Annotated in this window: 15 protein-coding genes; 5 read left to right on the top strand and 10 right to left on the bottom strand. The window is 42.8% G+C overall.

The window, feature by feature from the left end; genetic code table 11:
• Nucleotides 1-292: 292 nt before the first annotated feature.
• The 5 genes from MHI21_RS12255 to dpaL all read right to left on the bottom strand — a co-directional run bounded on the left by MHI21_RS12255 (nt 293) and on the right by dpaL (nt 6,291).
• The gene (locus MHI21_RS12255) at nt 293-1,708 is read right to left on the bottom strand and encodes a glycoside hydrolase family 1 protein (protein ID WP_342420096.1); all 1,416 of its coding nucleotides are present in this window, start codon (nt 1,706-1,708) and stop codon (nt 293-295) included.
• A gap of 209 nt (nt 1,709-1,917) precedes the next feature.
• A complete protein-coding gene (locus MHI21_RS12250; RefSeq protein WP_103047531.1) occupies nt 1,918-2,526 on the bottom strand; it encodes a DUF1349 domain-containing protein in 609 nt (202 codons plus the stop codon).
• A 35-nt stretch (nt 2,527-2,561) separates the two neighbouring features.
• Nucleotides 2,562-3,470: an ROK family protein gene (locus MHI21_RS12245; protein WP_342420095.1), complete on the bottom strand. Its 909-nt coding sequence runs from the start codon at nt 3,468-3,470 to the stop codon at nt 2,562-2,564.
• 301 nt (nt 3,471-3,771) lie between these two features.
• Nucleotides 3,772-5,022, bottom strand: coding sequence for a Zn-dependent hydrolase (locus MHI21_RS12240; RefSeq protein ID WP_328802607.1), 1,251 nt, complete (start codon nt 5,020-5,022; stop codon nt 3,772-3,774).
• 39 nt (nt 5,023-5,061) lie between these two features.
• Nucleotides 5,062-6,291, bottom strand: coding sequence for a diaminopropionate ammonia-lyase (gene dpaL, locus MHI21_RS12235; protein ID WP_342420094.1), 1,230 nt, complete (start codon nt 6,289-6,291; stop codon nt 5,062-5,064).
• A 209-nt stretch (nt 6,292-6,500) separates the two neighbouring features.
• Here dpaL and MHI21_RS12230 point away from each other — a divergent pair, with 209 nt between their 5' ends.
• The 4 genes from MHI21_RS12230 to MHI21_RS12215 all read left to right on the top strand — a co-directional run bounded on the left by MHI21_RS12230 (nt 6,501) and on the right by MHI21_RS12215 (nt 9,418).
• Nucleotides 6,501-7,202: a GntR family transcriptional regulator gene (locus tag MHI21_RS12230; protein WP_328802605.1), complete on the top strand. Its 702-nt coding sequence runs from the start codon at nt 6,501-6,503 to the stop codon at nt 7,200-7,202.
• Nucleotides 7,203-7,306: 104 nt separating this feature from the next.
• Entirely contained in the window at nt 7,307-7,642 is a 336-nt protein-coding gene (locus tag MHI21_RS12225; protein WP_328802604.1) for a ribosomal protein L7/L12, read from the top strand.
• Between the two features lie 17 nt (nt 7,643-7,659).
• Nucleotides 7,660-8,139, top strand: coding sequence for a Cys-tRNA(Pro) deacylase (gene ybaK / locus MHI21_RS12220; protein WP_250244980.1), 480 nt, complete (start codon nt 7,660-7,662; stop codon nt 8,137-8,139).
• An 88-nt stretch (nt 8,140-8,227) separates the two neighbouring features.
• Complete coding sequence (locus MHI21_RS12215; RefSeq protein WP_328802814.1) at nt 8,228-9,418, top strand: oxalate decarboxylase family bicupin; 1,191 nt, start codon at nt 8,228-8,230, stop codon at nt 9,416-9,418.
• An 82-nt stretch (nt 9,419-9,500) separates the two neighbouring features.
• Here MHI21_RS12215 and MHI21_RS12210 read toward each other — a convergent pair whose 3' ends face one another.
• The 4 genes from MHI21_RS12210 to MHI21_RS12195 all read right to left on the bottom strand — a co-directional run bounded on the left by MHI21_RS12210 (nt 9,501) and on the right by MHI21_RS12195 (nt 12,498).
• On the bottom strand, nt 9,501-10,355 hold the full coding sequence (locus MHI21_RS12210; RefSeq protein WP_341161547.1) for an NAD(P)H-binding protein: 855 nt from the start codon (nt 10,353-10,355) through the stop codon (nt 9,501-9,503).
• 74 nt (nt 10,356-10,429) lie between these two features.
• Nucleotides 10,430-10,858: a nuclear transport factor 2 family protein gene (locus tag MHI21_RS12205; protein ID WP_342420093.1), complete on the bottom strand. Its 429-nt coding sequence runs from the start codon at nt 10,856-10,858 to the stop codon at nt 10,430-10,432.
• Between the two features lie 165 nt (nt 10,859-11,023).
• Nucleotides 11,024-11,608 carry a TetR/AcrR family transcriptional regulator gene (locus MHI21_RS12200; protein ID WP_061830154.1) on the bottom strand — a complete coding sequence of 195 codons (585 nt, stop codon included), beginning with the start codon at nt 11,606-11,608 and terminating at the stop codon, nt 11,024-11,026.
• Nucleotides 11,609-11,778: 170 nt separating this feature from the next.
• The gene (locus MHI21_RS12195) at nt 11,779-12,498 is read right to left on the bottom strand and encodes a YebC/PmpR family DNA-binding transcriptional regulator (RefSeq protein WP_013310214.1); all 720 of its coding nucleotides are present in this window, start codon (nt 12,496-12,498) and stop codon (nt 11,779-11,781) included.
• 236 nt (nt 12,499-12,734) lie between these two features.
• On the opposite strand from MHI21_RS12195, the gene MHI21_RS12190 reads away from it, so the two are divergent.
• A complete protein-coding gene (locus MHI21_RS12190) occupies nt 12,735-13,481 on the top strand; it encodes a fused MFS/spermidine synthase (RefSeq protein ID WP_342420092.1) in 747 nt (248 codons plus the stop codon).
• On the opposite strand, the gene MHI21_RS12185 is transcribed toward MHI21_RS12190, so the two are convergent.
• A complete protein-coding gene (locus MHI21_RS12185) occupies nt 13,478-15,217 on the bottom strand; it encodes a proline--tRNA ligase (RefSeq protein WP_342420091.1) in 1,740 nt (579 codons plus the stop codon). The genes MHI21_RS12190 and MHI21_RS12185 overlap by 4 nt on opposite strands.
• Between the last annotated feature and the right edge of the window lie 274 nt (nt 15,218-15,491).

Raw genomic sequence — 15,491 nt, 5'->3', positions numbered from 1 at the left:
TGCAGCCCTCATCATTAAAAAATCATTAATTTATACTGGACTCAATTATTTATTTTAGTTATTATTAATGTTTTAATAAGTATTAATATATCTCAGTACTTCATTTTTGTCCAATCTATTTATCATCAATTATCAATAAATAACGCTTACGAATCATTCATGAAAGCTCTTTCGTCTTCAGCTTGTAATTCGGTTGCTAATACCCCTAAAAAATTAGCGACCGCTTCGTAAAAGAGAAGAAGCGGTCGCTATCTATAAGCCTTTAATACTTAATCACTGGTTTATTTATAAATTAACGTTTCAAGCTTTCACCGTTCGTAGCAATAACTTCTTTGTACCAATGGAACGATTTCTTCGGAAATCTTTCAAGTGTACCGCTGCCATCATCATGACGGTCTACGTAAATGTAGCCATAACGTTTTTTAAGCTGAGCGGTCGATGCGCTGACAAGGTCAATACATCCCCAAGACGTATAGCCCAAAACCTCTACTCCGTCCTCAATAGCTTCTCCAACTTGAACCAAATGATCATTCAGGTAGTTGATTCGGTAGTCATCCTCAACCGTTTTTTCGCCTTTTTCATTCGTGATCAGTTCATCAACGGCGCCCAGGCCATTTTCAACGATGAACAGTGGTTTTTGGAAGCGATCATAGAACGTATTCAGTACATAACGCAGACCTTGCGGATCAATTTGCCAGCCCCACTCACTTGCCTCGAGATGCGGATTGCTGACACCACCAAGGATGTTACCTTCACCTTTGACTTTTTTAGCTTCGTCAGCTGTCTCACAAGTACTCATATAATAGCTGAACGAGATAAAATCAACGGTATGCTTCAAATCTTCGGCATCACCTGGTTCGAAGTGAATAGAAATTCCGTTTTCTTTAAAGAATCGTTTCATGTAACCAGGGTATTGACCTCTTGCGTGAATATCGGCAAATGCCATGTTTCTGTGATCAAATTCCATCGCAGCAATCACATCGTCTGGATTAGGTGTCAGCGGATAAGTAGGCATACTCAGCACCATACAGCCAATTTTGAAATCAGGGTTGATCTGATGACCGATTTTTACCGCTCTTGCACTCGCTACAAGCTCATGGTGAATAGCTTGATAAAGATCTTGCTCACTAAGTTGATCTTTTGGTGTGCTAATTCCTCCACTCATGAATGGTGCTTCAAGAATGGAGTTGATTTCATTGAAAGTCAACCAGTATTTAACTTTATCTTTGTAGCGATTAAATACAGTTGTAGCATAGCGCTCATAAAAATCAACAAGCTTACGGTTTACCCAACCATCGTATTCTCTGGACAAATGTAAAGGTGTTTCATAGTGAGATAATGTAACGAGTGGCTCAATTCCATATTTGTGAAGTTCATCAAACAAATCATCATAAAATTGCAAGCCTTTTTCGTTAGGCTCCAGTTCGTCACCTTTAGGAAAGATACGTGACCATGCAATAGAAGTACGGAATACTTTGAAGCCCATTTCCGCAAAAAGTTTGATATCTTCTTTATAATGATGATAAAAATCAATACCGATCAACTTCATGTTATCTTCTGTTGGGGCATCCGTAACGGGCCCCCAGCCACCACGAGGAGTTACATCCTGAATGGACCAGCCTTTTCCATCTTCTTGATAAGCGCCTTCGAGCTGATTAGCAGCAACTGCTCCGCCCCACAGGAAATCTTTTGGAAACTGTGTACTCATATTTTCTCCGCCTTTGCTGATGTTTTTCATTAACTAAATAGAAATATGTTACCTCTATGCTAATGTGTTATAAGTACTTCTAAATGAATCTTAAGGTTTGTAACGCGTTTCATGTCAAGTATTATTTTAAAAACTTCTAGAGCTTATAACTGTATTATCTCCAATAAGTACTCCCATATTTATAACTCTTCTATTATTGAGTAAAATGACTATTCTTTAATTGGCGGATCTACATGAATATCTCTATCTGGTTCAGTGCTTACCCAACGTGTAAAGATAACCTGAAAGCCGGCTCGAGTCGGCGCGCAGGCAAAAGGACCCGCCTGTTGTCCCGTTTCATAAGGAAAACGTGCTACACGTACGGTGCGCCAGCTTTGATTTTCGGTTCGGGCTCTAATGATAACTGCATCCTGTAGCTGTGAAGCACGAATCGTGACATTTTTCCCTACCCACTCAGGTACAGGAGCTAATGACCAATCGGAATAGCCATCTGTGACTACGACAGCTAATTGAGGAATTCCGTCATTTAATTCAATCCCAGCTTTAATCCACTTTTGCTGTCCTTGATACAACATAATACCGGCTTGGTCGTAAAGCTCCGTAAATGAGCCTAATTGAAACGTGACTTCGATGGCAGAGCCTTCTTCCCAGTCTGTAAGCAGAGAATGTCCGCTACTGCGTTCAAATCCATACAAAGTTTTTTCCCAGTAGTCGCTTCCTTCTCTGGTTTCAACTTTAAGAAACTGGTCTTCTTCTATGGATGATACAGGGTGATTAGTCCATGTCCCTGTAGTCCATGCAATCGATTTTTGAGTCATTAATCTCATCCTCTCATGCTTTATTGAACGATGTCCTATTTCCTTTTCTCCACCAATTGCAAATTGTACGTCAGACTTTCAAGGGTCACCGAAATCAACCCATACATGTATTCATCATGCGTGTCGTTTTTCACAAAAATCTCGGGCATATGTTCTTTGGGTACATCTTTTAGACAGCCGTTATAAATATCGTCCAACAGAGTCGGCTTGGATAACTCTCCAGTCAAAGCGATAGATACAGGGTCTATAATCGCAATAATGGAAGTTATCGTTTGGATCGCCAGAGGAACAAATCCCTCTATGCTATTTAACTGTTTAAGCTGTTCCTCTCTTGTTAAATCAAAGGGTAAGAAGGACACCTCCCCCGCAAACTTGGTATTTCCTTTTAACAAATGTCCGTCGACAATAAAACCCGCTCCCGGGAAATTGTCCTTGGGAAACGTAACAATAGCAAAGGTTTTATCCTCATCATAATTCTGCATGTTATAAAATCCGTAGACTGTCAAATGCATATCATTTTCAATGGTTACTTCTAATCCGTATTTATCTTGAAGTCGTGGACCTACAGGGACTCCTATGAGCAGGTCGAGATCACAAACATCGATAATCCCTTGATGAACAACCCCAGGGATGCCAATCCCAATGGCTTTGACGTTTCCATAGTTATTAATCAGCTCTCCAATTTGGGTTTCTATGACCTCATAATCAATATGGGGAACTATGGAAGTATTCTCGATGATGATATCACCAAGCAAATTGGCTACAGCATAAGTAAGAGAATGTATACAGCCTTCCGTTTTCACATTTAAACAGATAATATAAGAATAATCAGCGTTATATTTGTACCGTCTAGCTGGACGTCCGCCGTTCGACTCTTCCAATTCCGTCTCTAATACTTCCCCGGTTTGAAGAAGCTCATTTAGAATATTTCCGCAGGTTGCCACACTAAGACCTGTGATACTGGCTATGGATGACTTGGTTGCATATTCCTTGGATTTCAGTGTGTTTTTAACTAACTCTACATTAATTTGTTTAACCCGAATGGTATTATTGGAGACTGGTTGTATTTGAATACACTCCTTTTCCAGTATTTATTAAAAGGTTTATAATAAGTTGTAATATAACGCTCTGCCTGCAAAAAGTCAATTTGTACTCATTTGAATAAGAAAAAACGGAGTACCGCAGATTTTGAACCATGGGTACCCCGTTTGATTTATTGGTTTTAAATTGATGAAATAGCTCGTATTATACATCACCAGCAAGATGTTTAATTACGTCTAATAGTACATTGGCTCCGGCCACCAGATCCGGCTTCGGCGTGTATTCGCACGGATTATGACTAATGCCGCCAATACTTGGGACAAAGATCATAGCTGCCGGACAAATGCGAGCCATCATTTGAGCGTCATGACCAGCGCCGGATGTCATTCGCTTGGAGGGCAGCTCGCGCTGCATGGCAGCAGCCTCTATCAACTCCACAATGTTGGCATCAAAAGCAACCGGCTTAAAACGGGCCATTCGCTCGGTGGTGATGGTTACCCCTTCGGAAGCTGCAAGTTCTCTAAGATACTCGGTCAGCGCCGCTTCTTCAGCCTGCAATCTCTGCTCATCAGGATCACGCAAATCAACAGTAAACGTGGCGCGTGAAGGAATAACATTAATCGCATTAGGCTCCATGCTAAGACAACCAACCGTAGCCACCGTAGGCGTCTGCGACCTTGTCGCCCGGTCTCTTAAAAATGTGATGACACTGGCTGCTGCATGTCCCGCATCTCTGCGCATCGACATTGGTGTAGTCCCGGCATGATTGGCAACCCCCTCAATAGTAACGCGCTGCCAGGATATTCCTTGAAGGTTCTCAACTGCACCAATTGGAACGCCGACACTTTCCAGTACCGGGCCCTGCTCAATATGAAGCTCCACATAAGCATGTGGCAGCATAAAACCCGGCTCCTCTGTTCCTTCATACCCAATGCGCACCAACTCTTCTCCCAATATAGTGCCGTCTGTTCCCACAGAGGCCAATGCATCCTCAAGCGAGAGTCCACCTGCATATACCAGCGAACCCATCATATCAGGAGCATAACGAACCCCTTCCTCGTTCGTAAAAGCACCCACAACAATAGAGCGAGCAGGAATAAAGCCAGAAACCTGCAATGTCTGAATAACCTCAAGACCAGAAAGCACACCATAACAACCATCGTACACACCGGCATTGATCACTGTGTCAATATGCGACCCAATCAGCACCGGAGCTAGTTGAGGATCATTTGCACCTTTCCATATGCCGAAGATGTTTCCAATACGGTCAACCACAACCTCCAAACCAGCCTCCTTCATCCAGGCTACCAAGGCGTCACGACCACTCATGTCTGCAGCAGAAGCTGCCAGTCTGGTCAGCTTTTGCTCAGGGTCACGTCCCATTCGGCCAAGCGATTGAATCCCATCCAGTAAACGTGCTTCATCAATGCATAGGTTGGAACTTTTAAATACCATTTTGCATTCCTCTTTTCATTTTAAAAGTTTTGCTCATTCTCATGAAAAAGAAGGATACTTGCCTTCCCATACAATTTGTCTGTATGCCTCGGGATCTGTATCTCCTTCCGTGCTTATGATGAGGATTCTGGAGTCTTCATTTAATTGTAGCTGAGATGCAGCTTCTATTAGATTTTCTTGCTTCCGCAACAAGCTCAAAACACCTAAGCCAACAGCGCCAGACTCACCAGATATAATTTGGGGATCACCAGGTAATGGATTTCCAAGCATCCTCATTGCCTTTGCCGATACAAAATCCGAACAGGTGATATACATATCCGCATAATCTCTCAATAGTTCCCAAGCCACTGTGCTAGGTTCCCCGCAAGCAAGTCCAGCCATAATCGTGGGCATAAAACCTGTTACAGCATGAGGTTTTCTGTCATTTTCCGCCGCTGATTTATAGATGCACGCTGCTTCATTAGGCTCAACAATAACCGTTGTCGGTCTTTTTTCACCAAAATGAGATATCAAATATCCCAGTATACTTGCTGCAAATGAACCCACACCTGCCTGTAAAAATACATGCGTCGGATAATCATCTCCAGCCACTCGGATCTGTTCCAATGCCTCATCTATCAACGTCCCATAGCCTTGCATAATCCAAGTTGGAATTTCTTCATAGCCTTCCCATGCACTATCTTGCAGCAAAACCCCACGATGCTCAGAAGCATAGGTGCTGGCCAACCTAACAGTGTCGTCATAGTTTAGTTCCGTAATAGAGGCTTCTGCCCCTTCATTTCTGATATGATTTAATCTAACTTCAGAAGATCCTTTTGGCATAAACACGACAGATTTCTGTCCTAGCTGGCTAGCCGCCCAAGCAATCCCTCTACCATGATTTCCATCTGTAGCTGTTACAAAAGTAATATCGCCCAATTGTCCCTTAATCTCTTCGGTTTTCAACTTTTCAAAAGAAAGCTCTGAAATATCCATATTCAGTCTATCTGCCAGATACTTGCCGACAGCAAAGGACCCACCTAATACTTTAAAAGCACCCAATCCGAATCTGTAGGATTCGTCTTTTATCCATATGTTCCCTACATTGAGCTTGCATGACAAATTTTTCAAGCTGTGCAGTGGAGTGACTTCATATTCAGGAAAACTTTTATGGAAGTTTCTAACCTTTTGGGCCATATTCCTATCCATAAATCCCACTGATATTTTCTTAAATTCTACTTTACGCGCCTTCTCATTTGTCATGTATTTTAATGCTGTCATGTCCTGCATACATGTCTCCTTCTATTCTTAAAATATTAAATGTCTTAGCTTAATCAATAAAATATTGCATGTGATATATTACATGTTACCCATCTAGCTATATACTGTCAACTTGGTTTGCGATATGAAATATGTATGAAATCGGACTGCAATCATTGATACTCATGAATTGTATGTGATATATTACATTCAAATAAAATACGAAGGAGGTCTAATCATTGCTATCCAAACATGCAACCAAAGTTAAGCGTTCATCTATACGTGAGCAAGTATACCTTCAGCTACAAGAATGGATTATTAGTGGTGTTTTAAAGCCTGGAGATAAGTTAAAGGATCAAGAATTAGCGGAGGTTCTAGGAGCCAGCCGTACACCTATCCGTGAAGCTATTTTAAGATTGGAAGAAGAAGGGATGGTTCAGACTAAAGCCAATAGCTGGACGCAGGTAGCACCTGTTGATATTAAACAGGCTTATCGGCTGTACCCCATCATCGGGTCACTTGAGAAGCTTGCTGTTTCGTTTGCTCAAGAAAATATTGAATCTAAGCACATTGAGGAATTAGAAATATTAAATGGAGAGCTCAAACGGGCGCTAAAGGAAGAAAATGCAATCCTTGCGCAACAATATGATGCTCAATTCCACCAGGTTATTATTGATCTGTCGGCAAATGAAGAATTGATTTATGTGCTGGAGGGATTGAAAAAAAAGCTGCGCCGTTATGAGGTGACATACTTTGACGGTTTTTTGGGCGCAGAGTCATCAGTTGCAGAACACCAAAAAATAATCAGTGCGCTTATAGCTAAAAATTTCGCAGCGGCCGCCGACATGATTGAATCGAATTGGAAAGAAAGTTTTCAACGCCGATTATCTAAAATGGATATAGGAAAGGACGAAACCGTGCTACCGTTTCAAGAGGAATGAGCCTCTTCCTCTTCTCCTCCATCATCATGCTATACTAGAAATAAGAAACAAATTTTTAGTGCGGCATCTTTGCGATAAAACGAAGTGAAATTGGGGGGATTCTGTTGTCAGCTATTGAGTATACAGCAATAATCGCGTTGCTCCTCTCCGTCATACTTTTAATTAAGGTCTATAGCCTTCAATCGCGTCTTAATGACCTGAAATCCGACGTGGAGCGTCTTGAAAATCGTTCAGGAATACAAGGAACATCGCTGTCAGGTACTATTGCCGCCACTCCTTCACATGTTCTAGATGCAGGAGCTTCAGAAGATATCAATGAAAGGTTGCTCCTGCTAATTAGGGAAGGAAAAAAGATTCAAGCCATAAAAGAGCTGAGAACCGCTAAGGATCTTTCCCTTAAGGATGCAAAGGATTATGTCGATCAATTGGAAAAACTCTAAAGAAAGGAAGAAATAAGATGAGTGCCAGCAAAACAAACGCCATGCGCATATTGGACAGGCAACATATACAATACAATATTTTGAGTTATGATCATCAAGATGGAAAAATAGACGGGATGAATGTGGCTGAGAAAATCGAGAGAGCCCCGGAAATGGTTTTCAAAACTTTGGTTGCACACAGCAAACAAAATCTGTTTGTTTTTGTAATCCCTGTACATAAAGAGCTTGATCTCAAAAAAGCAGCCAAATCCGCGGGAGAGAAAAAAATTGAAATGCTTCCAGTTAAGGATTTGCAAAAGTTTACGGGATATATTCGCGGTGGCTGCTCCCCCATAGGAATGAAAAAGCTCTACCCCACTTTTATCGACCAGCCTGCATCGGAACTGGAAGCCATCGTTGTGAGCGGTGGGAAAATTGGGACCCAACTGGAGTTGAGTCCACACGATTTAGCTCAAATCATTCAGGCTCAATTTACAGATCTGACGCATACAGCATAAAACTCACCACATGATCATAAAATCTTTATGCGTATTTTCTCTTATCCCATACTTCATCAAGCTTCAACCTGGAGAGGAAGATCTAATGATGCATAATGATTGCCCGAAAAATGTAAGAATCCCCCAACCCATCAGAAGTGATGGTGCTGGGGGCATCGACAAGGGTCCACGTGATGTGATGAGGGATCTACAGAATCCCGATATGCTGGTTCCCCCCGTAACGGACAATGGTCTCATTCCAAATATGAGATTTTCTTTTTCTGATGCCCATATGCAGCTTAATCATGGTGGGTGGTCAAGAGAAGTTACGGTAAGAGAATTACCTATTGCTACAACCCTTGCCGGGGTGAATATGAGTTTGACACCGGGTGGTGTACGTGAGCTTCACTGGCATCAGCAGGCGGAATGGTCATATATGCTGTTGGGAAGTGCTCGCATTACGGCAGTTGACCAAAATGGACGTAATTTTATTGCTGATGTGGGTCCCGGGGATCTCTGGTATTTTCCTCCTGGCATTCCGCACTCTATACAGGGGCTTGAGGATGGCTGTGAATTTCTGCTGGTTTTTGATGATGGCAGTTTCTCCGATCTGAACACCCTATCCATCTCGGATTGGTTCGCACATACTCCCAAAGACGTACTTTCTGCAAATTTTGGTGTACCAGAAGCTGATTTTGCAGCAATTCCTCAAGACCAAGTATACATCTATCAGGATTCAATTCCCGGTTCAATTCAAAGCCAAGCGGTTCCCTCTCCTTACGGGACGTTGCCCCAATCCTTCAAGCATGAATTACTAGCCCAGCCCCCAATCAAAACACCGGGCGGAAGCGTACGAATCGTTGACTCCTCCAATTTTCCGATATCCAAAACCATCGCTGCTGCCCTTGTTGAGATTGAGCCCGGAGCCATGCGAGAAATGCACTGGCATCCCAATAACGACGAATGGCAATACTATCTTACAGGGCAAGGACGGATGACTGTCTTTGGTGGTAATGGCGCTGCCCGCACATTTGATTTTAGAGCCGGAGATGTCGGATATGTGCCTTTTGCTTACGGGCATTACATTCAAAATACTGGCTCTAGCTCATTATGGTTTCTTGAAATGTTTAAGAGTGACCGTTTTGCGGATGTTTCACTAAATCAATGGATGGCTCTTACCCCCACAGAACTGATTCAGAGTAATTTACATGTAGGTGTTGATGTAATCTCTAATTTACGAAAGGTAAAATGGCCCGTCGTCAAATATCCTGGTTATTCTTATGACCCTAAAAAGAAGTAACCGGGAACGGTATCACGCTCGCCACTAGATCAATGAATCCTCTTCTTGAATATGATGGGTTATTCATTTGCCCCTTTCATGATTACTTCCAGATGTCTACGTGTGTTTGCACAAACTGCTCGAATGATATCGGACGGCGCCCAGTGACACGCTCTACGGTATGAGTAACTTGATCTTCACTTCCATTTTCACGTATCCTTCTATCCAATCCCGCCAGCATATCTGCATATTCTTCAGGCATTCCAGCTCGAACCATGCCCTCTTTTAGCTCTTCATCAGGCAACGAGATATGCTGGATCGCTTGGCCTGTTAACTTCCCAATAATCTTACCGACTTCGCCATAGGTTAGTGACTGAGGTCCAGTGATGACATGAGCTGTGTTATGTGGTTTATCGTCAATCAGAGCTCGTACTCCCACTTCTGCAATGTCATCTGCACTGACAAAACCTACTCTCCCATCTCCTGTCGCACTATAAATCGTGCTGGTGTTTTTGATGGTACTTACATGCTGACCTTCTGTAAAATTCTCCATAAAGTAGGATGGCTGCAATACAGCCCACTCTGGAGCTAATCTACGTAGTGCTTGATGTACAGGTCCAAATACTGGTCCGTCCTCAGGCACAGATGCGCTCCCTAACAGCACAAACCTTTGCACTCCTTCTCTCAAGGCCCTCTCAATAAAAGGAATCATCACTTTGGCGGGATTGACATCCAGCACAGGTACTACCAAATAAATTTTATCTACATTCATCAGCGCCTGTGCATGTGTTGATTCATCATACCAATCAAAATATACATAATCTTTCCCTTCCCATTCGGCAGGATGAGCACGTCCTGCCAAACGTACCGGATGCTGAAGTTGCGTAAGTCTGGCGGCTACACGGCTACCTGTTTTGCCGTTTGCTCCTGTAATCAACGCTATATTTCTGTCTTTCATGAAATTCAACTCCTATTTAAATTTTTTGTTTTCGCCTAGATATCCTTATCCCCATGAGGCTTGAACTCTTTCATTCATGATTCCAGGGCTTCAAGAGCTACTAAAGGGTTCCAGTAATCTTTGTAGTGAATAATTTTTCCGTTCTTCAGCTTAATAACAGAAATGTAGGTTTGATTATACGGTTTACCTGTGCTCACAGCCTGCGCCTCACTGGCGAACTCGGCCACGAATAAATCCGGGTCCGTTGTCGTATGGATAATTGGTGAAGAGAAATGCTGAATCCGAAGTATATTAGGAAACTCCTTAATGTACTCGTAAATTGCTGCTTTGCCCTGAAGCATTTGTGCAAAATGCTTAGGTGCATAAGGGAACTCGAAAACAGCGTTATCATCAAATAATGAAATCCATTGCTCCATATTTTCTTCTAACAGGTTGCTCGTAAATTTATGCATGACTGCTTGCGCTTGCTGTTTTACTTCGTCAGTATTCGGATTGATTGTCATGGTAGACACCTCGCAAATATATTTTTAGTTACTGCTTAAAAAACGAATTCAAGACGCTAAAATAAACATAAGCATTCTAGATTGAACAGTCTATAATACTCAAAAAAATTTGACCAATCAGTCTGGAATGTTCAAAAAATAAACGCTATTAAGCGTTCATAAAGATCAATCTAAAATCGACAGCGTTGTACGCACAATATCTCTAAGCACCTCAGTGCTCGCGCCTGTCTTGGCGGTAAATGTCAACGATAGTCGGGCATGATTTAGAAATCTGGCGATTGACAATAGCTCAGATTCCGTAGCATGAATCTCCCCCTCTTTTTGGGCGCGGACTAGGGCGTCGTAAAAAGCAAGTTCAAGCTTTTCAGTGTTTTCAGAAATAAAAGCTTTGATCTCATGATGATGCGGAGCCTGTTCAATAGCACTGTTCATAATAAAGCATTCCTTGGACAGCCTCTTATCCGTCAACACTCTAACAGATTCATTAAAAATCATCGCTATTGCATCCTTAATGCTCCCAGGTTGACTGAGCAGATGAACTACGGCTTCGGTCTTGTCACGTATATAAAGCTGAATAGCCGAAAAAAACAAATCATATTTCGTTCCGTAGGTATCATAAAGACTCTGCCGCGCTATACCCAGCTGATCCAGTAAAATTGTCAGAGAAGTTCCCTCATAGCCATGCTCTCCAAATACAGCCATAGCTTTTCGTAGAACACTTTCAGTATCAAATTCTTTTGCTCTTCCCAAACCTTATGTTCACCTCCTTGCCTATGATTATAATTTTTACAGACTGATCAGTCAAGAAAATAAAATTGATTTTTTATAAGTTTATATACAAAAAAACCATCGTACCGAAATACGATGGTTTAGGAATGTTTATTTTATACAAACGCTCAGATGTAAATGATGCAATCCGACTATTCCTCAGAGTCTACATTGTGGTAAACCTGCTGAACATCCTCCAAATCTTCTAATGCATCAATCAATTTATCGAATTGAACTTGTGCATCTTCTGGAAGAGAAATATCATTTTGAGCAAGCATGGTGAGCTCCGCAACGGTAAACTCAGTCACTCCTGCTTGTTTGAAAGCTTCCTGCACAGCATGGAATTGGTCAGGCTCTGCATATACGATGACGGCTTCATCTTCTTCAATGATGTCACGCACCTCTACATCTGCCTCCATTAGCAGCTCCAGCACTTCATCTGCGGTTTTACCCACCAGACCAATAACTGCTGTTGAATCAAACATATAGGCTACAGATCCGCTCACGCCTAGGCTACCGCCATTTTTAGTAAAAGCAGAACGCACATCCGATGCTGTACGATTAACGTTATTGGTCAGTGCATCTACAATGACCATGGAACCGTTCGGTCCGAAACCTTCATAACGAAGCTCTACGTAGTTTTCATCGCCAGCACCTTTTGCTTTTTCAATAGCACGGTCAATGATTGCTTTGGGTACATTGTACGTTTTTGCACGTTCTAAAACGACTCTTAATACCCGATTGGATTCAGGATCAGGTTCGCCCTGTTTGGCTGCCACATAAATTTCCACGCCAAATTTAGCATATATACGACTCGTATTAGCATCCTTGGATGCCTTCTTTTCTTTAATGTTATTCCACTTACGTCCCATAATATCCCGCTCTCTTCCTGTATGAATATACACAACGAACTTCATTATATCCTTGTATATTATATCTCCTAAAGGACATACGAACAAGTTCAAACAACTCCGTTATGGAAAAATAAACAATTCTACCTAATTAGGAATGCTTGGAAATATGAACTTTCAATTCTCCTCATCTATGGACAATCCCCCTATCCATGTCTAAGATGAGGAGGAAGTCTGACTTGAAGGAGATCATTTAATTGGATGTCTTGTACAAAAAGTTGAGCCATAATCATGAAATCACAGTATACGAAACCACCGAGCTGTACGGTGAAAAGGGATTATTTCGGGTGATGCAGTTTTCAAATACAGCCATCCAAGGCGCGCTGGACTTGAATCATCCGCAACGCATTCTGTTCGAATATCCGAGAGCAATCATCCATCTCATGGAACTGAACGATCCGACATTTGAAGACGTGTTTGTTATTGGGCACGGTATAGGTACAATAGCGGGTCATTTTATAGATAAACGCTTTAAGATTGCCGAACTGGATGCACAAGTCGTAGAGTTCAGCCGAACATTCTTTGGATACGATCAGGATAATGTAACTGTTGGCGATGGACGACGCATTCTGGAGAAGGAAGCGCCTAATGCTTATGACTATATTATTCTGGACGCCTTCACAGAGCAGGGTACACCCTTGCATTTAGTATCCTGGGAATTTTTCAAGATGGCCAAAGAAAAGCTGGATTCCGAAGGCTCCCTGATCATGAATTTAATGGGCAAAAGTGAACACGACCACCTAATCAATGCCATTCACACAACGTTGCGTGAAGAATTCGCCTATGTCACAACTTTCTCGCTCCCCTCGGAAGGCGCTGCCGACATTCAAAATATCATTATGGTAGGTCGGGACAAGCCAATCCGGTTTCAGGCACGTCAGATGGCGGACTTTCATGAGATTACACTTGGAGAAGGCCATATTCTACGGGATACAGATGCTTAGCGTAGTTCCAATATCCGTCTCTCTACATCTTCGATATGAATCGTCTCTTTGTTGCAGCTTTTTCGTTCCATTAACTCTACTTTCCCGTGTTCGGCATCTTTACCAACGACGATGCGCACGGGAATGCCTACTAAATCAGAGTCTTTGAATTTAACCCCGGGCCGTTCCTCCCGATCGTCCAGCAGCACCTCCACACCGTGATCCTGCAGTTGGTTGTATAATTTCTCGGCTAATTGCATCTGAAGCCTGTCTTTCACAGAAATCGGAATGATATGAACTTGAAACGGGGCCAGCGCATGAGGCCATATCATTCCGTTCTGATCATGATTTTGCTCTACAATGGCAGAAAGGATTCGGGAAACCCCAATACCGTAGCAGCCCATAATCATCGTTTGCTCCGTTCCAGATGCATCCAGAAAAGTCGCACCCAGCTTCTCACTATATTTGGTGCCCAGCTTAAACACGTGTCCGATCTCAATCCCACGATAAAGTTTCAATTCCCCTTCGTCACATCGAGGACATCTATCCCCTTCTATTACATTCCGCAAGTCAGCCACATGCCGAAGATCTATATCGCGCCTTGGATTCACATGTCGATAATGATAATCCAGCTCATTCGCGCCTGCGATACCGCTGGACATTTGGACAACGGCGTAATCTACCCACACAGGGATCGTCAATCCGCATGGGCCTATGAACCCCGAGGGGGTTCCAGTCGCCTTTGACACGGTGTCTGTACTTGCTATTTCGAATTTTTCACTACCTAAAATATGTTTAACTTTCACTTCGTTAACCTCATGATCACCCCTGACAACTACAGCAACAGGTTGATCGTCAGCCATATAAATCAGTGTTTTGATGATTTCTTCAGGTTCTATGTGAAGCGATTCAACCAGTTGATCTATTGTACGTAGGCCTGGAGTATGGAATTTTTCCATTTTAGCTGTATCAAAAGAAGGATAGCTGACAAGTTCATTTTCATCTGAGACTGGAGCTATTTCTATTTTCTCCGTCGACCGCGCGACGGCTTTTTCAAGATTAGCTGCATATTCACAGCAGGTGCATGCTACAATGGTGTCCTCTCCAATATCAGCTAGAGCCATAAATTCATGGGTTTCACCTTCGCCACCAATGGCACCCGCATCTGCTTCTACTGCACGAAAATACAGACCGCAGCGGGTAAAAATGCGCTGATATGCCTGGAACATAGTCCAATAGGTATGATCTAGTCCTTCCCAATGTGCATCAAACGAATAGGCATCCTTCATCAAGAATTCTCTGCTGCGAAGCAGGCCAAATCGAGGACGTCGTTCATCCCGAAATTTGGTTTGAATTTGATACAGGGTTACAGGCAATTTGCGATAAGAATTCACTTCATTTCGTATTAAAGACGTAATGACCTCTTCATGTGTAGGCCCCAATGCAAACTCTCGATCATGTCGATCTTGCAGACGCATCAGCTCAGGACCGTAAACATCGTATCTCCCTGATTCTTGCCATAGCTCCATTGGCTGCAATACAGGCATCAGCAGCTCCCCAGCTCCGGCGCGATCCATTTCATCTCGTATGATTTGCTCTACTTTTCTGAGCACCCGTCTGCCCAATGGCATGTAGGTGTACATTCCAGCCGCCAGTTGGCGGATAAATCCTCCCCGCAACATAAGCTGATGACTGATCACTTCGGCCTCTGCGGGTGCTTCACGCAAGGTTGTCAGTAATAATTGGCTTTGGCGCATGTGTAGCTACCTCCTTGTATGGACGATAAAATGTACGCAAAAAGACACATCCGTCAGGGACGAATGTGTCGTGGTACCACCCTAATTTGACCGTAGCCATACACGGAACGGTCCTTCATCAGATAACGGCGTCTAGCCGGTAACGGTTTATCTTACAAACCGCTACAGCTCGCAAGGCAGGGAAACGTTCATTCGCGGCGAGAAACCTTTCAGCCCATGAGTTTCTTCTCTGTACAGCGGGTATTGAACCTTTGATCCTTGGTCTACACTATTC

Origin of the sequence: Paenibacillus sp. FSL H8-0168, assembly GCF_038592955.1 — a bacterium.
Taxonomy (GTDB): Bacteria; Bacillota; Bacilli; order Paenibacillales; family Paenibacillaceae; genus Paenibacillus; species Paenibacillus polymyxa_B.
Note: the sequence above shows the minus strand (reverse complement) of the source record. Positions and strands in the feature narration are given on the sequence as shown.

Excerpts from the sequence above, each read along its gene's own strand:
- MHI21_RS12255 (WP_342420096.1), bottom strand. The coding sequence starts at position 1,708 with ATGAGTACACAGTTTCCAAAAGATTTCCTGTGGGGCGGAGCAGTTGCT.
- MHI21_RS12205 (WP_342420093.1), bottom strand. The coding sequence starts at position 10,858 with ATGACAATCAATCCGAATACTGACGAAGTAAAACAGCAAGCGCAAGCA.
- MHI21_RS12195 (WP_013310214.1), bottom strand. The coding sequence starts at position 12,498 with ATGGGACGTAAGTGGAATAACATTAAAGAAAAGAAGGCATCCAAGGAT.
- MHI21_RS12250 (WP_103047531.1), bottom strand. The coding sequence starts at position 2,526 with ATGACTCAAAAATCGATTGCATGGACTACAGGGACATGGACTAATCAC.
- MHI21_RS12210 (WP_341161547.1), bottom strand. The coding sequence starts at position 10,355 with ATGAAAGACAGAAATATAGCGTTGATTACAGGAGCAAACGGCAAAACA.
- MHI21_RS12215 (WP_328802814.1), top strand. The coding sequence starts at position 8,228 with ATGCATAATGATTGCCCGAAAAATGTAAGAATCCCCCAACCCATCAGA.
- MHI21_RS12185 (WP_342420091.1), bottom strand. The coding sequence starts at position 15,217 with ATGCGCCAAAGCCAATTATTACTGACAACCTTGCGTGAAGCACCCGCA.
- MHI21_RS12240 (WP_328802607.1), bottom strand. The coding sequence starts at position 5,022 with ATGGTATTTAAAAGTTCCAACCTATGCATTGATGAAGCACGTTTACTG.
- dpaL (WP_342420094.1), bottom strand. The coding sequence starts at position 6,291 with ATGCAGGACATGACAGCATTAAAATACATGACAAATGAGAAGGCGCGT.
- ybaK (WP_250244980.1), top strand. The coding sequence starts at position 7,660 with ATGAGTGCCAGCAAAACAAACGCCATGCGCATATTGGACAGGCAACAT.